The 20,527-nt window shown below is 46.5% G+C and carries 22 protein-coding genes; 17 read left to right on the top strand and 5 right to left on the bottom strand.

Annotated features, from left to right (window positions below; all coding sequences use genetic code 11):
- Nucleotides 1–102 precede the first annotated feature (102 nt).
- Together AWQ24_RS01080 and ureC are read right to left on the bottom strand one after the other, a co-directional pair.
- Nucleotides 103–681, bottom strand: coding sequence for a Uma2 family endonuclease (locus AWQ24_RS01080; protein ID WP_157096814.1), 579 nt, complete (start codon nt 679–681; stop codon nt 103–105).
- Between the two features lie 93 nt (nt 682–774).
- Nucleotides 775–2,484 (bottom strand): urease subunit alpha, encoded by a 1,710-nt coding sequence (gene ureC / locus AWQ24_RS01085; protein ID WP_065715768.1) that lies wholly within the window; start codon nt 2,482–2,484, stop codon nt 775–777.
- Nucleotides 2,485–2,696: 212 nt separating this feature from the next.
- Here ureC and hypE point away from each other — a divergent pair, with 212 nt between their 5' ends.
- From hypE to hypD, 14 genes are all read left to right on the top strand, one after another.
- The gene (gene hypE, locus AWQ24_RS01090; protein ID WP_065715769.1) at nt 2,697–3,743 is read left to right on the top strand and encodes a hydrogenase expression/formation protein HypE; all 1,047 of its coding nucleotides are present in this window, start codon (nt 2,697–2,699) and stop codon (nt 3,741–3,743) included.
- Between the two features lie 293 nt (nt 3,744–4,036).
- Entirely contained in the window at nt 4,037–4,528 is a 492-nt protein-coding gene (gene hoxE / locus AWQ24_RS01095) for a bidirectional hydrogenase complex protein HoxE (RefSeq protein WP_065715770.1), read from the top strand.
- A 56-nt stretch (nt 4,529–4,584) separates the two neighbouring features.
- Nucleotides 4,585–6,189 (top strand): NADH-quinone oxidoreductase subunit NuoF, encoded by a 1,605-nt coding sequence (gene nuoF / locus AWQ24_RS01100; RefSeq protein WP_065715771.1) that lies wholly within the window; start codon nt 4,585–4,587, stop codon nt 6,187–6,189.
- 66 nt (nt 6,190–6,255) lie between these two features.
- Nucleotides 6,256–6,972 (top strand): bidirectional hydrogenase complex protein HoxU, encoded by a 717-nt coding sequence (hoxU, locus tag AWQ24_RS01105; RefSeq protein ID WP_065715772.1) that lies wholly within the window; start codon nt 6,256–6,258, stop codon nt 6,970–6,972.
- Entirely contained in the window at nt 6,972–7,538 is a 567-nt protein-coding gene (locus tag AWQ24_RS01110) for an oxidoreductase (protein WP_065715773.1), read from the top strand. The genes hoxU and AWQ24_RS01110 overlap by 1 nt, the downstream gene beginning before the upstream one ends.
- Nucleotides 7,539–7,543: 5 nt before the next feature.
- On the top strand, nt 7,544–8,188 hold the full coding sequence (locus tag AWQ24_RS01115) for a CP12 domain-containing protein (RefSeq protein WP_232318844.1): 645 nt from the start codon (nt 7,544–7,546) through the stop codon (nt 8,186–8,188).
- Between the two features lie 81 nt (nt 8,189–8,269).
- On the top strand, nt 8,270–9,694 hold the full coding sequence (locus AWQ24_RS01120; protein WP_065715774.1) for a Ni/Fe hydrogenase subunit alpha: 1,425 nt from the start codon (nt 8,270–8,272) through the stop codon (nt 9,692–9,694).
- Nucleotides 9,694–10,134 carry a hydrogenase maturation protease gene (locus AWQ24_RS01125; RefSeq protein ID WP_065715775.1) on the top strand — a complete coding sequence of 147 codons (441 nt, stop codon included), beginning with the start codon at nt 9,694–9,696 and terminating at the stop codon, nt 10,132–10,134. Before AWQ24_RS01120 ends, AWQ24_RS01125 begins: the two co-directional genes overlap by 1 nt.
- A gap of 79 nt (nt 10,135–10,213) precedes the next feature.
- A complete protein-coding gene (locus AWQ24_RS01130; protein ID WP_065715776.1) occupies nt 10,214–10,852 on the top strand; it encodes a Uma2 family endonuclease in 639 nt (212 codons plus the stop codon).
- Between the two features lie 5 nt (nt 10,853–10,857).
- A complete protein-coding gene (gene hypA, locus AWQ24_RS01135; RefSeq protein ID WP_065715777.1) occupies nt 10,858–11,199 on the top strand; it encodes a hydrogenase maturation nickel metallochaperone HypA in 342 nt (113 codons plus the stop codon).
- A gap of 42 nt (nt 11,200–11,241) precedes the next feature.
- The gene (gene hypB / locus AWQ24_RS01140) at nt 11,242–12,024 is read left to right on the top strand and encodes a hydrogenase nickel incorporation protein HypB (RefSeq protein ID WP_232318845.1); all 783 of its coding nucleotides are present in this window, start codon (nt 11,242–11,244) and stop codon (nt 12,022–12,024) included.
- A 7-nt stretch (nt 12,025–12,031) separates the two neighbouring features.
- Nucleotides 12,032–14,326 carry a carbamoyltransferase HypF gene (gene hypF, locus AWQ24_RS01145; RefSeq protein ID WP_198161500.1) on the top strand — a complete coding sequence of 765 codons (2,295 nt, stop codon included), beginning with the start codon at nt 12,032–12,034 and terminating at the stop codon, nt 14,324–14,326.
- Nucleotides 14,327–14,459: 133 nt separating this feature from the next.
- Complete coding sequence (locus AWQ24_RS01150; protein ID WP_012305842.1) at nt 14,460–14,699, top strand: HypC/HybG/HupF family hydrogenase formation chaperone; 240 nt, start codon at nt 14,460–14,462, stop codon at nt 14,697–14,699.
- A gap of 3 nt (nt 14,700–14,702) precedes the next feature.
- Nucleotides 14,703–15,788, top strand: a complete 1,086-nt coding sequence (gene hypD / locus AWQ24_RS01155; protein WP_012305843.1) for a hydrogenase formation protein HypD — start codon at nt 14,703–14,705, stop codon at nt 15,786–15,788.
- 36 nt (nt 15,789–15,824) lie between these two features.
- On the opposite strand, the gene AWQ24_RS01160 is transcribed toward hypD, so the two are convergent.
- The gene (locus AWQ24_RS01160) at nt 15,825–16,217 is read right to left on the bottom strand and encodes a hypothetical protein (protein ID WP_012305844.1); all 393 of its coding nucleotides are present in this window, start codon (nt 16,215–16,217) and stop codon (nt 15,825–15,827) included.
- A 15-nt stretch (nt 16,218–16,232) separates the two neighbouring features.
- Nucleotides 16,233–16,580 carry a YtxH domain-containing protein gene (locus AWQ24_RS01165; RefSeq protein ID WP_012305845.1) on the bottom strand — a complete coding sequence of 116 codons (348 nt, stop codon included), beginning with the start codon at nt 16,578–16,580 and terminating at the stop codon, nt 16,233–16,235.
- A gap of 66 nt (nt 16,581–16,646) precedes the next feature.
- Between AWQ24_RS01165 and dtd the strand changes: the two genes are divergently transcribed.
- Both dtd and AWQ24_RS01175 read left to right on the top strand, forming a co-directional pair.
- A complete protein-coding gene (gene dtd, locus AWQ24_RS01170; RefSeq protein ID WP_012305846.1) occupies nt 16,647–17,102 on the top strand; it encodes a D-aminoacyl-tRNA deacylase in 456 nt (151 codons plus the stop codon).
- Between the two features lie 302 nt (nt 17,103–17,404).
- Entirely contained in the window at nt 17,405–18,373 is a 969-nt protein-coding gene (locus tag AWQ24_RS01175; RefSeq protein WP_012305847.1) for a protochlorophyllide reductase, read from the top strand.
- A gap of 76 nt (nt 18,374–18,449) precedes the next feature.
- Here AWQ24_RS01175 and AWQ24_RS01180 read toward each other — a convergent pair whose 3' ends face one another.
- The gene (locus AWQ24_RS01180; RefSeq protein WP_065715780.1) at nt 18,450–19,187 is read right to left on the bottom strand and encodes a nuclease-related domain-containing protein; all 738 of its coding nucleotides are present in this window, start codon (nt 19,185–19,187) and stop codon (nt 18,450–18,452) included.
- A gap of 196 nt (nt 19,188–19,383) precedes the next feature.
- Between AWQ24_RS01180 and cax the strand changes: the two genes are divergently transcribed.
- Nucleotides 19,384–20,487, top strand: a complete 1,104-nt coding sequence (cax, locus tag AWQ24_RS01185) for a calcium/proton exchanger (protein WP_065715781.1) — start codon at nt 19,384–19,386, stop codon at nt 20,485–20,487.
- Nucleotides 20,488–20,527 lie beyond the last annotated feature (40 nt).

The following is a 20,527-nucleotide window of genomic DNA, read 5'->3' on the forward strand; positions in this document are numbered from 1 at the left end:
CATAGTTCTATCGTCCTTTGTTTGATCCCGTCAGTGTTACCTTTGCAATAAAAATTCTTTTAGGGAGAACTGAGCTTATGGGTTAATAAAGTATTTAGGCAATTAATTCTCAACAAAGTTAACCCGTTTATATAATTCTGAAAGTTTAATTTCTAGCGTAGTAAATTTGAATTTGATAACAGCCTTTTCCCCCATTAATTCAGTTAATAACCATTGGCGATCGCCTACCTTTTGATAAAGCTCTACCCGTGGGTAAGTCTGATCGATTAACAAATACTCTTGTAACTGGGGAATCGTGCGATAAAGGGCAAATTTTTGATTTTTATCAAATCCTTCGGTGGAGTTAGAAAGTACCTCAGCGATCATAGAGGGGTTTGTCACCGCCATTTGGCTCTCGTCTAGAAAAACTGGTGCGCCTTCAATCATCATCACATCAGGATAAAGATAACTAGCCACATCTGGTAACCAAAGACGCATATCACTGACGAAGATTTCGTATTGGCGATCGCTGATTTCAAACGGCAATAAGCGACTTAGATTTAAAGTCAAACGATTGTGATTTGCGGAAGCCCCTGCCATGGGAATAATTTTTCCTTGAATAAATTCATGTCTTAAGGCTGATCTCGCTTCCTGTTCGAGATAATCTTCTACCGTAAAAAGTTGAGGGACTGTAGAAATCATTATCGATCTCCGATTTCATTGAGCCGATAGACAATTAACGTTGCTTTGAAGCCAATATTAAGAGTCTTTTTTTTATTTTTAACAAGATGGTCTTTAAAATAAAAAGTAACGTTGGGCCATGGGTAAAACAGTGGCCGGTTCACAGACCAGTAATTCCTCATCGGCGCGCACATGGTAGGTTTCTGGATCTACTTCCATTCTAGGCAGGTAATCATTCAACTTCAGATCGCGCTTCGTCAGGTTGCGGCAGTTAGCAACGGGTAAAACGGTTCTCTGGAGACCCAATCGTGTCGCCACATCCGCTTCCATGGCCGCTTGGGAAACAAAGGTAAAGGCGGTGGATTGCATTGATTTCCCAAAATTGGTGAACATTGGCCGCATGTGGATTGGTTGCGGTGTGGGGATGCTGGCGTTAGGATCTCCCATCTGGGCGTAGGCGATCGCCCCCCCTTTGATCACCAGTTCTGGTTTGACCCCAAAGAAAGCGGGTTTCCAGAGACAGAGATCGGCGTATTTTCCTTCCTCAATGGAGCCGACGTAATTGGAAATGCCGTGGGTGATCGCTGGGTTAATTGTGTATTTGGCAACGTAGCGTTTAATGCGAAAATTGTCGTTATCTCCACTGTCCTGGGCCAGAGCACCCCGCTGAATTTTCATCTTATGGGCCGTCTGCCAGGTGCGAATGATTGTTTCCCCAACGCGCCCCATGGCCTGGGAATCCGAGGAAATCATGCTAAAGGCCCCCAGGTCATGCAAAATATCCTCGGCGGCGATGGTTTCCCGACGGATGCGCGACTCGGCAAAGGCGACATCTTCGGGGATACTGCGATCGAGGTGATGGCAAACCATCAACATATCCAGGTGTTCTTCTAGGGTGTTGAGGGTGTAGGGACGGGTCGGGTTTGTTGAAGATGGCAATACATTCGCTTCACCACAAACTTTGATAATGTCCGGTGCGTGGCCACCCCCAGCCCCCTCGGTGTGGTAGGTGTGAATGACGCGATTTTTAAAGGCGGCGATCGTATCTTCCACAAAACCTGCTTCGTTGAGGGTATCGGTGTGAATTGCGACCTGGACATCAAACTGATCGGCGACAGAAAGGCAATTGTCGATGGCGGCAGGGGTTGTGCCCCAGTCTTCGTGGAGTTTGAGGCCGATCACCCCCGCACGAACCTGTTCGATTAGTCCTTCTGGTTTGGCACTGTTGCCTTTTCCTGTAAACCCAAGGTTAATGGGAAACCCTTCGGCGGCTTCGAGCATCCGAGAAATGTGCCATTCCCCAGGGGTGCAAGTAGTTGCGTTGGTGCCCGTGGCGGGGCCAGTGCCGCCGCCGATCATTGTGGTAATCCCAGAGGTGATCGCCACCTCGATTTGCTGGGGGCAAATAAAATGCACATGGCTATCGATGCCCCCAGCGGTAAGGATATGGCCTTCACCGGCGATCGCCTCGGTGCCGGGGCCGATAATAATGTCGATATTGTCCTGGATATCGGGGTTGCCAGCTTTGCCGATTTTGTAAATCTTGCCATCTTTGATGCCGACATCGGCCTTGACGATGCCCCACCAGTCCACGATCAGCGCATTGGTAATTACTGTATCTACCGCCCCATCAGCGCGAGTAACGGCGGACTGTCCCATGCCATCGCGGATCACTTTCCCGCCCCCAAATTTCACCTCATCCCCATAGGTGGTGAAATCCTGTTCTACTTCCAGCCACAGTTCCGTATCTGCCAAGCGCAGGCGATCGCCCACCGTGGGGCCATAGGTTTCTGCATAGGCACGGCGCGACATCCGGTAACTCATGGGGACTCCTTCTTGCGTTGAGGCTCAAATTCTCAGTCCAGATTACCCCATCTCCCAAGCCCCGAACCGTAGCTGAGACAACTTGTTAGATCAGCGATATTTCACCCGCAAACTTCAGGATTTGAACTTTCATTACCCAAAGTGATAGCGGGGTTCTTTTTCCCTTGGGGAGGCGCTACCTTAAACGAAAAAATAGCAAATAATACGCCCCCATGGATTTAACCTGCCCGCTTCCCTTACAAAATACTTCCCATGTACTGTTGGCCCATGGCGGTGGCGGCAAACTGATGCAAGACCTCATCGACAAAATGTTTGCCACGGCCTTTGGTGAGACTTGCACGAGCCATGATGCGGCGGCCTTACCAGTATCGGCGGAGAAACTCGCGTTTACGACGGATTCCTATGTGGTGCAGCCCCTTTTTTTTCCGGGGGGAGACATTGGCAAATTAGCGATTTACGGCACGGTGAATGATCTGGCGATGGCGGGAGCGCGGCCCCTGTACCTTAGTGTGGGCTTCATTTTAGAAGAAGGCTTGCCCTTAGAAACCCTCTGGCGGGTGGTGGTCTCGATGCAGCAGGCGGCCAAGGTCGTCCGCGTACAGATCGTCACGGGGGATACGAAGGTGGTGGAGCGGGGCAAGGGGGATGGTCTGTTTATCAACACATCAGGCATTGGCATTATTGAATCTGGGCTTAATATTCAACCAAAGGCGATCGCCCCCGGAGATGCGATTTTAGTCAGCGGAGATCTCGGTCGCCATGGCATCGCGATTATGGCCCAGCGGGAGGGGTTAGCTTTTGAAAGTCCCATTGAAAGTGACTGTGCTCCCTTGGTGGAGCCGGTACAGGATTTATTAAAAGCGGAAATTGAGATTCATTGTTTACGGGATATCACGCGGGGTGGCCTAGCGGCGGTCTTGAATGAGTTGGCGATCGCCGCTGGGCATCAGTTCAAGGTCTACGGCAAGCAAATTCCTGTAACCGAAGCGGTGCGCGGAGCCTGCGAGATCTTTGGGTTTGACCCGGTGCACATTGCCAATGAAGGTCGGTTTGTGGTGGTTTTGCCAGCAGCAGAGGCGGCGGAAGGCCTAGCGATTTTGCAGCACCACAACCCCAACGCCCGTCAAATTGGTCTCGTGACAACCCAAAACTGTGGGGAACAGCATTTGGCGATCGCCCCCGTGGTTGTAGAAAATGATCTGGGGGTAACACGCATTTTAGAACGTCTGAGTGGTGAACAATTACCGCGAATTTGTTAAGTATTTTTTGTACATTGATTAAAATTATTAACTGCCAAATTTTTCCGGAATTAAACAACAAAATAATTGTTTTATGGCGCGATCAAATTTATCTTAATTCGCAAAAAGCTGGTGCTAATTTTTATACAATCAAGGTTCGTTTGTAAGACTTAACATTTTAGAGAAAAAGCTTAAATTTTTCTGTAGAATTCTGAGGTTTCAAGGCGTTTAATTGATCCGTATGATTAATCCTTTTTAAGATGAAAGCAAAGGCGATCGCCGCCTGATTTTTACTGTCATTTGAGACGATTACCATGGCCATTTCCCATGCGGTTCCTGCGGATAAACGTTTTCGGGTGCTGGAAGTCGCCATGAAACGGAATCAATATCGCCAAGATACCCTGATTGAAATTCTGCACAAGGCCCAGGAAGTCTTTGGTTACCTCGAAGATGAGGTGCTTGAATATGTGGCGCGGGGGTTAAAACTGCCCCTCAGTCGAGTATACGGGGTGGCGACGTTTTATCATTTATTTTCTTTAAAGCCGAAAGGAAAACATACCTGTGTCGTGTGTTTGGGGACGGCGTGCTATGTGAAAGGCTCCCAAGAACTCCTCGATAAAATTGATGAAACTCTCCACATTAAACCGGGGGAAACAACCCCTGATGATCAAATTTCTTTGGTTACGGCACGCTGTATTGGAGCCTGTGGCATTGCGCCGGCGGTGGTTTATGACGATGAGGTGTGCGGCAAACAGAACGCCGATCAGGTGATGGCAAGGCTAAAGCAGTTATCTGAAGGAAGTTAACAGGTATTAGACATCAAATTTCAGAGTTTTATTTGTAGTCAGGATTTGAGGGAAAGATGACGGATTTAGCGGAATTGTTTGAAATTGCTGAGGCAGAACAGGATAACCATCGGAAAATTCAGATTCGCTGTTGTACGGCGGCGGGTTGTATGTCCTCTGGGAGTTTGGCGGTAAAAGAAGAGCTTGAGAAACGGATTAAGGAGAAAAATTTGGGTGATCGCCTGGAGGTAGTTCCCGTCGGTTGCATGAAACTCTGTGGCTTTGCGCCGTTGGTGGATGTGAGCGAGGAGACTTGTTTTCAGCAGGTGATGCCAGAAATTGCCCCAGAGATCGTCGATGTAGCATTGGGGGAAACGCCCTCGAATAAGCTGGAAATTTGCGATCGCCAAGCGCCATTTTTCACGTTACAAAAACCCGTGGTGCTAGAAAATAGCGGCAAAATTGACCCCGAACGGATTGAAGCGTACATTGCGCGGGGCGGCTATCGGTCATTGCACCAAGTGCTCGAAGATCTGACCCCGATGGCGGTGGTGGAAGAAATTACCCAGAGCGGCCTACGGGGGCGTGGCGGCGGCGGCTATCCCACGGGATTGAAATGGGCGACCGTCGCGAAAATGCCGGGGGATCAAAAATATGTCGTCTGTAACGCCGACGAAGGGGATCCGGGGGCATTTATGGATCGGGCGGTGCTCGAAAGTGACCCCCACCGGGTTCTCGAAGGGATGGCGATCGCCGGCTATGCCGTGGGCGCAAACCACGGATATATTTACATTCGGGCAGAATATCCCCTCGCGATCCAACGCCTCGAAAAAGCAATCAAACAAGCCAAAAGTAAGGGTTTACTCGGTAGCCAGATTTTTAATTCCCCCTTCAATTTCACCATCGACATCCGCATTGGCGCAGGGGCATTCGTTTGTGGCGAAGAAACCGCCCTAATTGCCTCCATCGAAGGCGGACGGGGAACCCCCAGACCCAGACCCCCCTACCCCGCCCAGTCCGGACTGTGGGGACATCCCACCCTAATTAATAATGTCGAAACCTACGCCAACATCGTCCCGATCATCCGTGAAGGGGCAGACTGGTTTAGCAGCATCGGCACCGAAAAAAGCAAAGGCACAAAAGTGTTTGCCCTCACCGGAAAAGTTACCAACAACGGCTTGATCGAAGTGCCGATGGGAACCCCTGTCCGGCAAATTGTCGAGCAAATGGGCGGCGGCATCCCCGACGGTGGCACAGTCAAATCCGTCCAAACCGGAGGGCCATCCGGCGGCTGTATTCCGGCGGACTACCTTGATACGCCCATCGAATATGATTCTTTGATCAAACTCGGCACAATGATGGGTTCCGGCGGCATGATCGTCATGGACGAAGCCACTAGCATGGTTGATGTGGCGAAGTTTTACATGGAATTTTGTCAGTGCGAATCCTGCGGTAAATGTATCCCCTGCCGTGCCGGAACGGTGCAGATGTCGGGACTGTTAAGCAAAATGCTCAAGGGACAGGCTGCCCCCAAGGACATTGAACTGCTCGAACAACTTTGCCACATGGTCAAGGAAGCAAGTTTATGTGGGTTAGGGCAGAGTGCGCCCAATCCAATTTTGAGTACCCTGCGCTATTTCCGTGATGAATACGAATCCCTCGTGGGCAGTGCTCCCGATTAAACCGTATTTGAATAACCCATTTTATGCAGTCCTTGCAGAGAGAACCTTAAGCAAAATCGTAAAAATATGGCAGTTAAAACTTTAACGATAAATGATCAGCTAATCAGCGCCCGCGCTGGGGAAACGATCCTTGAAGCCGCCCGTGATGCGGGGATTCACATTCCGACCCTGTGTCATCTGGAGGGGGTGTCCGATGTGGGAGCTTGTCGTCTCTGTCTCGTGGAAATTGAGGGGAGTAATAAACTCCAGCCCGCCTGTGTGACGGAGGTGATGGAGGGAATGGTCGTCCAGACCCACACAGAAAAATTAGAAGAATATCGTCGGATGACGATGGAATTACTCTTCGCGGAAGGGAACCATGTTTGTGCCGTCTGTGTGGCGAATGGCAATTGTGAGTTGCAGGATATGGCAGTGGAGGTGGGGATGGATCATTCGCGCTTTCCGTACCAATATCCAAAACGGGAGGTGGATATTTCCCACAAGCAATTTGGCATTGACCATAATCGCTGTATCCTTTGCACCCGCTGTGTTCGGGTCTGTGATGAAATCGAGGGGGCGCACGTCTGGGATGTGGCGAATCGGGGCGGTGAATCAAAAATTGTCTCTGGTTTAAATCAGCCTTGGGGGGCGGTGGATGCCTGTACGAGTTGTGGCAAATGTGTGGATGCTTGTCCAACGGGATCGATTTTCCGCAAGGGAGCTACAGTAGGCAGTAAACTCGGCGATCGCCAAAAACTCGAATTTTTAATTACCGCACGCACAAAAGGGGAGTGGACAAGATAATGGCGCAAGAAACCCAACAAAAAATTCGATTTGCAACAATTTGGTTGGCGGGTTGTTCCGGTTGCCACATGTCATTTTTAGACCTCGATGAATTTTTAATTGAGTTGACAAAATATGTGGATGTGGTCTTTAGTCCCATCGGTTCCGATGTCAAAGATTACCCTGAAAATGTCGATGTTTGTCTCATTGAAGGGGCTGTTGCTAACCAAGAAAATTTGGAATTATTAGAAAAAGTTCGCCAAAATACAAAGCTATTAATTGCCTTTGGGGACTGTGCCGTAACGACTAATGTTACAGGAATTCGCAATCAAAAGGGAGATGCCCAAACCATTTTAGAACGGGGCTATAAAGAACTCACCGAAGAACACCAATTACCCCAACAAATTACCGGGGGAATCTTACCACCCTTATTACCCAGAGTTTTGCCCATCCATGAAGTCGTTGATATCGATTTATTCCTCCCCGGTTGCCCCCCCGATGCCGATAGAATCAAAGCGGCGATCGCCCCCTTATTAGAAGGAAAATTGCCGGAAATGGAAGGACGAGAAATGATCAAATTCGGCTAGATTTTATGTCCCAAACATTTGCCATGCTGACTGCCGCCGATATCATGAATCCCAATGTGGTGACCATCAAAGGTTTAGCGACCATTGCCAGTGCCACCCAATGTATGCGAGTGAATAAAACCCGTGTATTAATAGTTGATCGTCGCCATGTTCACGATGCCTATGGCATTTTGACCGCCACCGATATCGTCAGTAAAGTGATCGCCTATGGTCGTGATCCAAGGGCAATACGAGCCTATGAAATTATGACCAAACCTTGCATTTTCGTGAGTCCCGATCTGGCGGTTGAATATGTTGCCCGCCTATTTAGCCAATGGAATTTGCACAGTGCCCCCGTCATGACTGACAAACTTTTAGGGATAATTACCGTTGAAGATTTAATTAGCAAAAGTGATTTTTTAGAACGTCCCAAAGAACTATTATTTGCCGCAGAAATGCAAGCCGCCATTCAACAAGCAAAATTAATCTGTCAAGAAAAAGGACATGATTCGAGTGATTGTATTCAAGCATGGGCAATGGTGGAAGAACTACAAGCTGAAACCGCCTACCAACAATCCCAAAAAGTAGATAAAACTGCCCTTGAAGAATATTTAGAAAAAAATCCAGAAGCCATCGATCATTTAATGGTTGACAATTGGTGTAGTGGTTAACAGTCATAATTCGTTAAAATAAAAACTATTTTAATCAACACATTTTTAGCGTTCGTTTGAAAAATTATCTAGGAGTAAAAAATGTCTAAAACAATCATTATTGATCCCGTGACTCGCATCGAAGGACATGCCAAAATTTCCATTTATCTAGATGATCAAGGAGAAGTGAATGAAGCCCGTTTTCATGTCGGAGAATTTCGGGGGTTTGAGAAATTTTGTGAAGGTCGTCCTTTCTGGGAAATGCCCGCCTTAACGTCCCGAATCTGTGGTATTTGTCCCGTCAGTCATCTAATTGCATCCTCAAAAACAGGCGATCAATTATTAGCTGTAAAAATTCCTGTTGGGGCAGAAAAATTACGGCGAATGATTAATCTTGCCCAGATCACTCAATCCCATGCCCTCAGTTTTTTCCACCTCAGTAGTCCTGATTTAATCTTTGGTTGGGACAGTGATCCGAAGACGAGAAATGTGTTTGGTTTAATTGCTGCTGATCCTGATTTAGCACGGGGTGGAATTCGTCTGAGAAAATTCGGACAGGACATTATTAAAATCCTTGGGAGCCAAAAAGTTCACCCTGCCTGGTCAATCCCCGGTGGCGTGCGATCGCCTTTGACTAAAGAAGGACAAACCTACATTAAAGAGGGCTTGCCGGAGGCAAAAAATACCGTCAGAAATGCCCTCAGTTTATTTAAAAAAATCCTTGATTCCCATCAGGAAGAAGTGGAAGTCTTTGGTAATTTTCCGAGTCTTTATCTGGGTTTAGTGGGGGAATCCGGCGCGTGGGAACATTACAACGGTATTTTGCGAATGATCGATAGCCACGGCAATATTGTTGGCGATCGCCTTGATCCGAACAATTACCGTGAATTCCTTGGGGAAAAATTACAGGCAGATTCTTATTTAAAATCCCCTTACTATAAGCTTTTTGGGGAGACAGGTGTTTACCGCGTTGGACCTTTGGCAAGGCTAAATATTTGCGAACATTTTGGCACACTATTAGCAGATCAAGAACTCATTGAATATCGGCAACGGCACGGCAGAATTGTGCAGGCTTCCTTCGTTTATCACCATGCTAGATTAATTGAAATTCTCGGCTCTCTCGAAAGAATTGAGCGGATGATTGATGATCCAGATTTGTTTTCTAGCCGTTTACAAGCAGAGGCGGGAGTGAATCAAACTGAAGCTGTTGGCGTGAGTGAAGCACCACGGGGAACCCTATTTCACCATTATCAAGTGGATGAAAATGGACTGCTCCAAAAAATTAATCTAGTGATTGCGACAGGACAAAACAATTTTGCGATTAACCGCACTGTAACCCAAATTGCCAAGCATTATATTCATGGTGAAAATGTCGCTGAAGGTATTTTAAATCGGGTGGAAGCTGGGGTAAGAAATTACGATCCTTGCCTGAGTTGTTCGACCCATGCTGCCGGACAAATGCCGATGATTTTGCAGCTAATTTCCCCCAATGGTTCTCTTGTTAAAGAAATTCGTCGTGACAGTTAATGAAACAGACTCTAATTATTGGTTATGGTAACACCTTACGTTCTGACGACGGGGCAGGACAAACAGTTGCTAAAGCTTTTTTTGATCAAGAAAATATAATGGCGATCGCCACCCATCAACTCACCCCTGAATTAGTGGAAGATTTAGTACAAGTGGAGCAGGTTTACTTTATCGATGCGGCTCCCGTTGAGACCGTAACGATTAAACCTATTAAACGGAGAGATAATGAACACAATTTTGGACATTTTATTGACCCCAAAAGCCTTTTGAATTTAGCCCAAGAAATCTATCATTATGTGCCCGATGCTTACTTCGTTTTAATTCCGGCTCGGAATTTTGAATTGGGAGAAAGCTATTCTGAAATTACCCAAAATGCCATCCAAACAGCAATTCAGCTTTTACAGGAACAAGTCATACCATGCATGAAGTCGCAATTATGACAGAAACCGTGGCGATCGCCTTTTTTCCGTGATTCAATTTTTTAATGTCATAATAGATTAAAAGCTCAAACCAAACGTTATGTTATTAGAACTCAAACGTGTTCAAGTTCCCCCTGGTCAGCATATTATCTTACGGGATATTACTTGGCAGGAATTCGAGCAAATTTTGACAGACTTAGGCGAACATCGTGCGGCTCGGATCGCATATAAAGATCAATTTTTAGAGATTATGACTCCATTAGCCGAACATGAAGATAATAAAGAAATTGTTAGTGATTTAATCAAAGTATTACTGGAAGAACTCAACATAGAATTTCGTTGCTTAGGCTCTACCACATTTAGAAAAGAAACATCCCAAGGACTAGAACCCGATCAATGTTTTTACATTGAGAATGAAGCAAAAATACGGGGCAAAAGTCGCATTGATTTAAGCATTGATCCTCCACCTGATCTTGCCCTTGAAATTGACATTACATCTCGCACCTATCCTGATATTTATGCAGCATTAGGCGTTCCTGAACTGTGGCGATTTGAGCGAAATACTTTACAAATTAATGTTTTAATTGATGGTCATTATCAAAGCATTAGTGATAGTCAAATTTTTGCAGGTTGGAATCTAATTCAAGTCATACCTCAATTTTTGGCAGATAGTAAAGTTGAAGGACGCACCACTATTCTACGAAAATTTCGTCGATGGGTGCAACAGCAGAGGTCATAATTGTTATGCACGAAGTCGCAATCATGACAGAGACCGTGGCGATCGCCTGTGCCTCAGCCGAGAAACAAAATGCCGTCAAAATTTTAAACTTGACCATGCGAATTGGGACAATCAGTGGTGTTGTTCCTGAAGCCCTGAGTTTTACCTTTGAAGCGGTGGCAGGCGGAACCCTTGCCGAACAGGCTCAACTAATCATTGAAACGGTTCCTGTGACCTGTTATTGCGCCGAATGCGATCGCCCTTTTACACCCCCTGATTTATTTTATGAATGCCCTTTATGCAGTAGTTTAAGTCAACATATTTTAAGTGGTAAAGAAGTCGAATTAAAATCCTTAGAGGTGATTTAAATTATGTGTGGAAATTGCGGTTGTAACGCTGTTGAAAAGCCTGTGGAAATTCATACCCATGCCCATGATCATTCCCACGGACATCATGACCATCATCACCCCCACGACCATGAACATCACTATCACCATGATCACAATGGGAACCATAGCCATGCCATTGATATTAATCAATCCATTTTTGCAAAAAATAATCGTTTAGCTGAGCGTAATCGCGGCTATTTTTTGGCGAAAGATTTATTTGTTATTAATGTCCTTTCAAGTCCCGGATCAGGGAAAACGGCATTATTAGAGCGAACCATTGACCAATTAAAAAATAAACTGAATTCAGCCGTTATCGTGGGCGATTTAGAAACGGATAATGATGCCCAACGGCTGCGAAAAAATAATATTCCGGTTGCCCAAATTACTACAGGAACCCTTTGTCACCTTGATGCGGAAATGGTTTTGAATGCCGCCCGAAAACTTGCCCTTGATGGTGTTAATTTATTAATCATTGAAAATGTGGGCAATTTAGTTTGTCCCGCTGCCTATGACCTCGGTGAAAATCAAAGAATTGTCCTACTTTCCACAACTGAAGGGGAAGATAAACCTTTAAAATATCCGACGATGTTTAAGTCCGCTGATGTCGTCATTATTAACAAAATTGATATTGCTGAAGTTGTTGGTTTTGACCATGATTTAGCCTTAGAAAACGTCAAGAAAATGTGTCCCCAAGCACAAATTTTTGAGCTGTCTGCCCGCACGGGGGAAGGGATGGAAAGCTGGTTAAATTATCTCCAAAGCCAATATCAAGACGTTGTTTCCCAAGCTGCAATACCTGTATAAATTGCTCGTGAAACGACGGTTAAGGTTGGAGATTCAAGGCACAGTGCAGGGGGTTGGTTTTCGTCCCTTTGTTTACCAATTAGCGACAGCACTCAATTTATTTGGTTGGGTGAATAACTCGGCTGTGGGGGTTACTATTGAAGTAGAAGGTGGGCGATCGCCTTTAAATTTATTTCTCGAAAAACTGCAAGCAGAATTGCCCTCTAATGCCAAAATTGATACTTTGAAATATCAATATTTAAAGCCTGTTGGGTTTGAAAAGTTTGAAATTCGCGCCAGTCAAACTGGGGAAAAAATAGCGATTGTTTTGCCCGATTTGGCTACCTGTTCTGAATGCATTGCAGAAATTTTTGCCCCCCCAAATCGCCGTTATCAATATCCTTTTACGAACTGCACCCATTGCGGCCCCCGCTACAGCATTATTGAAACCCTGCCCTACGATCGCCCCTTAACCTCAATGGCGGATTTTCCGATGTGTGCCGACTGTCAACGGGAATACGAAGACCCCGGCGATCGCCGTTTCCATGCCCAACCCAATGCCTGCCCAATTTGTGGCCCTAAACTTGAATTTTTGAGTCATTTCCAAGGGCAAGAAAATATAAATCAATCACCTTTAGAGGCAGCAATTCAATATATTCGTGATGGAAAAATTGTCGCCCTAAAAGGCTTAGGCGGATTTCAGTTATTAGTCGATGCCAGAAATAACAAAGCAGTACAACAATTGCGAGATCGCAAACAACGTCCCGATAAACCCTTTGCGGTGATGTATTCTGATTTACTGTCCATTAAAAATAATTGTTTTCTGTCACAATTAGAAGAAGAATTTTTGACTTCCCAAGCTAGCCCAATTGTTTTATTGCAGAAGAAAAAAGAATTTAATCTTGCTGAAAATGTTGCGCCGCACAATCCGAATTTAGGGGTAATGTTGCCCTATACCCCGCTACACCATTTGTTATTAAAAGCCCTGAATTTTCCAGTCCTTGCAACCAGTGGTAACCGCAGCGATGAACCCATTTGCATTGAGGAAACTGAAGTGCTAGAAAGGCTCAAAAATATTGCCGATGGCTTTTTAATTCATAATCGCCGAATTTTGCGTCCGGTGGATGATTCAGTGGTGCGGGTGATGAACAATACGCCTATAATTTTGCGGCGATCGCGGGGCTATGCGCCAGAGTCACTGACCTTAAAACGAACGCTCTCGAAAAATGTTTTGGCAATGGGGGCACATCTAAAAAATACGGTGGCGATCGCCAAAAAAAATCGTCTTTTTCTAAGTCAGCATATTGGTGATCTATCCAATCAATTAACACTGCAAGCGATGACAAAAACATTGCAAAAACTAAGCCAAATTTATGACTTTCAACCTGATATTATTGCCTGTGATTTACATCCTGATTACCTCTCTACACAATATGCTAAAAATCTCGCGCAGAAACTGAATATTTCTTTGATTTCAGTGCAGCATCACCATGCCCATATATATGCTTGTATGGCGGAACATCAGCTTGAATCGCCGCTGTTAGGGGTGGCTTGGGATGGGACGGGCTACGGTGAAGATGGCACAATTTGGGGCGGTGAATTTTTCTGGGTGACAGAACAGGGTTGTGAAAGAATTGCCCACTTTAAACCGTTTCCTTTACCGGGGGGAGATCAAGCGAGTCGAGAACCCCGCCGTACTGCTTTAGGTTTGTTGTCTCAACTCTATGATTTACAGGTATTGAAAAAGTTAAATTTACCCACAATTCAGGCTTTTTCTGCAACAGAATTGAAATTGCTTTTATCAATGTTGAAAAAAGGCATTAATACGCCATTTACTTCTAGTGTTGGACGCTTATTTGATGGGGTTGCCTCTCTGCTTGATTTCAGGCAAAGGGAAAGTTTTGAAGGACAGGCAGCGATGGCTTTAGAATTTTCAATTGATGGTTTACAAATACCAGATTTTTATCAGTTTCAATATACAAAAAATGATTCAATCTTAGAGATTGATAGTCGTGGTATATTTCAGGGTATTATTCAGGATTTGCAAAATGACTTGCCTAAAAATTTTATTGCGGCAAAATTTCACAATACCTTGGTGGAAATTATTTTTGATATTTATCTGCATACCCTTAAGCTTGGTTTTAATTCTCGAAAAAATATTGTCTTAGCGGGGGGCTGTTTTCAGAATAAATATTTATTAGAGCAAACGATCCAAAAGTTGGAATCTAGTGGGGCAAATATCTATTATCCCCAAAAATTCCCGCCCAATGATGGGGCGATCGCCTTGGGACAGGTTATGGTGGTTACTGGACAAGCGATCTAATTTTTTGCTGTTGGGAAATCATCCAGAAGAGTCTCAACAAAAAGCTTAATAAAAAAACTTAAAACTAATAACATCAAAGCAAAAAATTCGTTAGGATAAACAGTAGCCAATCCAATCAAAATATTCCAAAAATATGTGCCTTGCTGTGCCGGGAAAAATTTTAGAAATTGTGGGGGATGACCCCCTTTTTAAAATGGGTCGCGTTAGTTTTAGCGGTGTGGTGCGGGAGGTGAGCCTCGCCTATGTGCCGGAAGCCCAAGTGGGGGATTATGCAGTGGTTCACGCGGGGTTTGCCCTGAGTGTTTTGGATGAAGTGGCGGCAACAGAAACCCTTGCCACTTTGGCAGAAATGGAGTCCTTTGCGGGGGGATAGTGAATGAAATTTGTAGATGAATTTCGCGATCCCGCAGCGGTTCAGAAATATGTGCAGGCGATCGCCGCCCTTGTGACCCGTCCATGGACAATCATGGAGATCTGCGGCGGACAAACCCACAGCATCGTTAAATACGGCATCGATCAACTGCTGCCCCCAGAAATCACCTTGATTCATGGCCCCGGTTGTCCGGTCTGTGTCACCCCTGCTGAACTTATTGATCAGGCGATCGCCCTGGCTCAGTTGCCCGATGTGGTGTTGTGTTCCTTTGGTGATATGTTGCGCGTGCCGGGGACAAGGCTCGATTTACTCTCGGTGAAGGCGCAGGGGGCGGCCGTAAAAATGGTTTATTCTCCCCTCGATGCCCTGAAAATGGCCCAGGAAAATCCCGACAAACAGGTGATTTTTTTTGCGGTGGGCTTTGAAACGACCGCACCGACCACGGCGATGGCAGTCTACCAAGCCGCCAAGTTAGGACTAACCAATTTTTCCCTCTTGGTCGCCCATGTGTCAGTGCCGCCAGCGATAGAAGCGATTTTGTCCGCTCCGGATCGAACCATTCAGGGTTTTTTGCTCGCGGGCCATGTCTGCACGGTGATGGGGTATCAGGAATATGAGGCGATCGCCAAAAATTACCAAATCCCCCTGATCGTGACAGGGTTTGAACCCTTGGATATTGTGCAGGGGATTTATCTCTGCGTGAAACAGTTGGAGGAAGGGCGATCGCATATCGAAAATCAATACCGTCGCGTCGTCCAAGCCGCAGGGAATGCCACGGCACAGCAATTAGTGACCGAAATTTTTGAAATTGTGCCCCGTACTTGGCGCGGGATTGGTGAAATTTCCCAGAGTGGTCTCGGTTTGCGCGAAAAATATGCCGTCTTTGATGCCTCTCGCAAATTTAAGCTAGATTTGACGCATTTCCAGCCCCAAGCATCTTCTTCTTGTATCAGTGGCGAAATTCTGCAAGGTCGAAAAAAACCCAAGCAATGTCCCGCCTTTGGCACAACCTGCACCCCAGAACGTCCCCTTGGTGCGCCGATGGTTTCCTCCGAGGGAGCCTGTGCTGCCTATTACCGTTACGGCTAAATTTCCCTTGGCGATGACATCAGAGAATAAGGAAAATTAACGACGTCGCCTGGATTTTTTACGGGGCGATCGCCAAAACGTTTGCCAAGCCGTCTGGAATCCCGTCCAAGTACTACGTCCGCCCCGTTGCACCTGTTGAATTTGTCGTTGGGTGTGCTTCAGTCCTTTTTCTGTCTGCTGGAGAATCCCCCGGGCACTTTTAAAACTGGCTTCGAGTTCATCGGTTAATTCGGTAATATCTCCCCCCGTACGCCGGAGGGCATCAAGGGTGCGCGGCAGTTCTCGGTTGAGGGTATCGAGGAGTTTTTCTGCGCTACGGGCCGCCCGTCCCAGTTCCAAAAAGGCCGGGAAAGCAGCGGCGAGGACAGCGGTAAGGCTGAGGGCAACAAGCAAAAAAGACAGGAGTAGCCAAAAAAGGGGATCTTGCACTGTAAATGAAACGGTTTAATTTTGGGACGGGTCAATCTCTTGGACAGGGAGGAGTTCCTCTTCTTCGGCATCGAGGCGTTGGGCTTCGGTTTGGCTCGCTTCAATCCCAGCGGCGATCGCCTCCTGTAACCGCTGCAGCGTATCTTCCCAATTGCGACGGGCCGTTTCCGAGAGTTGATCAGCGTGGAGTTGTAGACTATCCGAGAGATCCTCCGCCAGTTCTGGCAACGCTTCGAGGGATTTTTTGAGAATTTTTCGGGTATCTTTACCAGAGCGCGGTGCGAATAATAAACCGGCGATCGCCCCCACAGCGCCCCCAATGAGCACACCGCCCACAAAGGCCCCACCATTTCGCTCAGCCATATTGAAGTTCTCCCATTACACAAATCGCCTCCATTGTAGTATTCAACCCGGCTTCTACTAAAACCGATGAAAATTGTTCTCCAACGGGTGCAACAATCCCACGTCAGCGTCAATCAGCACATTGTCGGCCAAATTAACCAAGGCTTAACGCTCCTTGTCGGCATTTCCCCCACCGACACCGACGCCGAATTACAGTGGCTCGCCCGCAAATGCCTTGATCTGCGCCTCTTTCCGGATCCTGAGGGCAATCCCTGGCAAGCCTCGATCCAAGATATCCAAGGGGAAATCCTTGTGGTTAGTCAATTTACCCTCTATGGCGACTGTCGTAAGGGCCGACGACCATCCTTTAGTGGTTCTGCCAAACCAGATCAAGCCGAACAGATTTACGAAAAATTTGTGGCTTTCTTGCGCCAAAGTGGGCTGAAGATCGAAACCGGACAATTTGGTGCCATGATGCAGGTGGAAATCAGCAACGATGGCCCCGTGACCCTCCTCCTAGAGCGCGAAGCTAAACCCGCCTGAACTGGCCTCAAATTTCAGTAAAGTTTTCCCCCAGGTTTTTACGAGAAATATGGCTTTGTAAAGCAGTGGGCAATATTGAGATACAAATATTAAAAGTCGGGCGATCGCCGTTTCAGTTCCCCCACGCAAAAGGCGATCGCCCCATGGCATAAGCCTTTGCCCAATTCAGCCCTCCCGTACTGCTTGCCCAATTCCCAGGACAAATTCTTCCCGACGAATTCCCCTGAAATTAAGGGAAAAGAACGATAGTAAGATTTTCAACAAGCAGTTAACGTGATGAATTTCCGCCAAAGCATAGAATCATGACAGATCAACAAAAAACAGCGATCATTACTGGTGCCTCGTCCGGGGTCGGACTCTATGGGGCCAAAGCCCTCGCCGATAAAGGCTGGCATGTGGTCATGGCCTGCCGCAACCTCGAAAAAACCGAGCGAGTCGCCAAAGAAGTTGGTATCCCCGAAGCCAGTCGGACGATCATGCACCTTGATCTCGCTGATTTCGATAGCGTCCGTAAATTTGTCGCCGATTTTCGGGCAACGGGTAAAACCCTAAACTCCCTAGTTTGTAATGCGGCGGTTTATCTGCCCCTCGCCAAGGAACCCCAACGCAACAAAGACGGTTATGAACTGTGCGTTGCCACCAACCATTTGGGTCATTTCCTGCTCTGCAATCTGATGTTGGAAGACCTCAAAAATTCCCCCGCTGCAGACAAACGCCTTGTGATTCTCGGCACTGTCACCGCGAACCCGAAAGAAGTAGGCGGTAAAATTCCCATTCCTGCGCCCCCCGACCTTGGCGATCTCCAGGGAATGGCCGCTGGCTTTAAGCCCCCTGTTGCCATGATCGACGGCAAAATCTTTAAACCCGGTAAAGCTTACAAAGACAGCAAACTCTGCAATATCCTCACCATGCGGGAACTCCACAACCGCTATCACAAAGACACTGGGATTATCTTCAATTCCTTTTATCCGGGTTGCGTTGCCGAAACAGGCCTCTTTAGAAATCACTATGGTCTATTTCGGAAGATCTTCCCTTGGTTCCAAAAAAATATCACCGGTGGGTATGTGACTGAGGAAGTTGCAGGTGAACGTCTCGCTAAAGTTGTTGCGGATTCTGGCTTCGATGTATCGGGTGTTTACTGGAGTTGGGGAAACCGCCAACAGCAAGGACGGGAAGCCTTTATGCAAGAAGTTTCTGATGAGGCTCTCGATGACAACAAAGCAGATGTCCTTTGGGATCTCAGCGCCAAGTTAGTGGGGATGCCGGCCTGATTTCTATCCTGATTCCTATTCCTTAAGAGAGTAATTTAATTGTTAACATCTCCCATCAAGGGAGATTTTTTTTGCTTCATGTGTGGTGTTTTTTCTTGAGAATAGGTTTAGATTTAGCCAAGGTTGGCTTTTGCGGGTCTGTCTGCTGCATCGGCACTGCGATTTCTTGAAGAGCATTCACAATAGCCTCTATTTGGAGATTATCCAAATAATCTTTTCTTTGAGCAATCAAACGATTTAATTCGCTCAAGGCAGTAATTACTGGGACAGAACAATGTTTAATACCGACCCACTGGGCAGCAGGAAAAATTACGGGTGCAATAATGGCATTTTGATCAATGGATAAATTTTGGATGTCAAGCCAAGTTTGAAATGCTTTTTGGTGATACAGACTTTGCTGGGTTGGACTGTTTTGTAAAGGTATCCAACGACTCCCTCCTCTCCTTTTCCAGCGGTCACGATACGCAGAAAAAGATCCTTTCCAGGTCTTGATTTCCAGAAGGAAAATACCTTTTGTGCCAACAATTAATAAATCAATCTCTGTTAGCTTTTTACTATGGGTTGGGATAAAAATATTTTTCCCCATTGCCCATGTTTTTGGTAGCTGACTCAACAAAAGTGCAATAAAGCTTTCTCCAATATTGCCTTGGACTTGATTTTTGAAGTTTTTGAATTGATGTATCCCTACCGCAAAGTAACCCAAGGGATTATTTTCCGCTTTCGCATAGATTTCCTGCGTTTGAGATGTTCTTTTCTTCTCGATTTCTTGGGTAAAAAATGTTTTTAAATCGGGAGACTGGGCTATTTTTTGCATTGACTTTGCAAAGAAGTGCTGCGATTTTAGTCTACTGCGGATTTTTAAATCCGATATCGATTTTATACACTTGGAAAAATGCGAATGTAACGGCGATCGCCCCTTTGCAATATTTCATCAAGGAATCTCTGCCGAAAGGGGCGCGGATTCTTGGTTTCGCGTCTATATTGGACACTAGCGCAACCCTTACGTCTCTATGCTAAACAAAAACACTCTTTTCCTGGCCCTGCTCGTTTTTATCCCAATTTCCTTGGCTGGCCACTTCCTCGAATGGAGTCCCGTGACTGTATTTTGTACAGCGGCGATCGCCATTGTACCCCTAGCCGCTTTCATGGGAGAAGCCACCGAAGAAATTGCCGTTGTCGTCGGCCCCAACCTTGGTGGTCTGTTAAATGCCACCTTTGGTAATGCCACCGAATTAATTTTGGCTTTTATCGCCCTCAAGTCCGGCCTAGTCGATGTTGTCAAGGCCACGATTACCGGATCAATCATTAGTAACCTGCTCCTGGTGATGGGTTTTGCAATGCTCCTGGGTGGCCTCAAGTTCAAAGAACAAGACTTTCAGCCCACCGCTGCCCGCCTTAATGCTTCGTCCATGAACTTGGCGGTAATTGCGATCCTAATTCCCACCGCCGTAGAGTACACCTCCGCTGGTATCGGCCAAGCCACTCTCCAAAACCTTTCCGTTGCTGTAGCCGTTGTGCTCATTTTGGTCTATGGCCTCACTTTATTGTTCTCGATGAAAACCCACTCCTATCTATATGATGTGGGGGTCGCAGAAATCGAAGAAGAAGGGGAAACAGAAGAAGAAGCCAAGGCAAAAGTCAACCTTTGGCTCTGGGTTGGGGTTCTACTGGTTGTTACCCTCGCCGTTGCCATTGAGTCGGAGCTCTTAGTCGGTTCCCTCGAAGCAGCCACCGAAAGCCTCGGCCTCAGTCCTCTCTTTACAGGGGTGATCCTCCTGCCCATCATCGGTAATGCCGCAGAACATGCCACCGCTGTTACCGTTGCCCTAAAAAATAAAATGGATCTGTCTGTATCCGTTGCCGTTGGCTCTAGTTTACAAATTGCCCTCTTCGTCGCCCCGGTCTTAGTGATTGCTGGTTGGGTCATTGGTCAACCGATGGATCTTGATTTTAATCCTTTTGAACTGGTGGCCGTGGCCGTGGCTGTACTGATTGCCAACTCCATTAGTTCTGACGGCAACTCCAACTGGTTAGAAGGAAGCTTGTTGCTAGCGACCTATACAGTGCTCGGATTGGCCTTTTTCTTCCATCCTGCCGTACCTGGATTGGCCTAGGCCGAGATATTCAACACAATCAAGCTGCTAATTTTTTTGG

It is taken from the genome of Picosynechococcus sp. PCC 8807 (assembly GCF_001693295.1).
Classification (GTDB): Bacteria; Cyanobacteriota; Cyanobacteriia; order Cyanobacteriales; family MRBY01; genus MRBY01.

Bases quoted from the DNA above. Each gene is read 5' to 3' on its own strand.
- hypA (WP_065715777.1), top strand. From the start codon at position 10,858: ATGCACGAAGTCGCAATCATGACAGAGACCGTGGCGATCGCCTGTGCC.
- AWQ24_RS01125 (WP_065715775.1), top strand. From the start codon at position 9,694: ATGAAACAGACTCTAATTATTGGTTATGGTAACACCTTACGTTCTGAC.
- AWQ24_RS01180 (WP_065715780.1), bottom strand. From the start codon at position 19,187: ATGCAAAAAATAGCCCAGTCTCCCGATTTAAAAACATTTTTTACCCAA.
- ureC (WP_065715768.1), bottom strand. From the start codon at position 2,484: ATGAGTTACCGGATGTCGCGCCGTGCCTATGCAGAAACCTATGGCCCC.
- AWQ24_RS01115 (WP_232318844.1), top strand. From the start codon at position 7,544: ATGTCCCAAACATTTGCCATGCTGACTGCCGCCGATATCATGAATCCC.
- AWQ24_RS01120 (WP_065715774.1), top strand. From the start codon at position 8,270: ATGTCTAAAACAATCATTATTGATCCCGTGACTCGCATCGAAGGACAT.
- hypD (WP_012305843.1), top strand. From the start codon at position 14,703: ATGAAATTTGTAGATGAATTTCGCGATCCCGCAGCGGTTCAGAAATAT.
- AWQ24_RS01080 (WP_157096814.1), bottom strand. From the start codon at position 681: ATGATTTCTACAGTCCCTCAACTTTTTACGGTAGAAGATTATCTCGAA.
- cax (WP_065715781.1), top strand. From the start codon at position 19,384: ATGCTAAACAAAAACACTCTTTTCCTGGCCCTGCTCGTTTTTATCCCA.
- dtd (WP_012305846.1), top strand. From the start codon at position 16,647: ATGAAAATTGTTCTCCAACGGGTGCAACAATCCCACGTCAGCGTCAAT.
- hoxE (WP_065715770.1), top strand. From the start codon at position 4,037: ATGGCCATTTCCCATGCGGTTCCTGCGGATAAACGTTTTCGGGTGCTG.
- hypE (WP_065715769.1), top strand. From the start codon at position 2,697: ATGGATTTAACCTGCCCGCTTCCCTTACAAAATACTTCCCATGTACTG.
- hoxU (WP_065715772.1), top strand. From the start codon at position 6,256: ATGGCAGTTAAAACTTTAACGATAAATGATCAGCTAATCAGCGCCCGC.
- AWQ24_RS01165 (WP_012305845.1), bottom strand. From the start codon at position 16,580: ATGGCTGAGCGAAATGGTGGGGCCTTTGTGGGCGGTGTGCTCATTGGG.
- AWQ24_RS01150 (WP_012305842.1), top strand. From the start codon at position 14,460: ATGTGCCTTGCTGTGCCGGGAAAAATTTTAGAAATTGTGGGGGATGAC.
- AWQ24_RS01130 (WP_065715776.1), top strand. From the start codon at position 10,214: ATGTTATTAGAACTCAAACGTGTTCAAGTTCCCCCTGGTCAGCATATT.
- AWQ24_RS01175 (WP_012305847.1), top strand. From the start codon at position 17,405: ATGACAGATCAACAAAAAACAGCGATCATTACTGGTGCCTCGTCCGGG.
- AWQ24_RS01110 (WP_065715773.1), top strand. From the start codon at position 6,972: ATGGCGCAAGAAACCCAACAAAAAATTCGATTTGCAACAATTTGGTTG.
- nuoF (WP_065715771.1), top strand. From the start codon at position 4,585: ATGACGGATTTAGCGGAATTGTTTGAAATTGCTGAGGCAGAACAGGAT.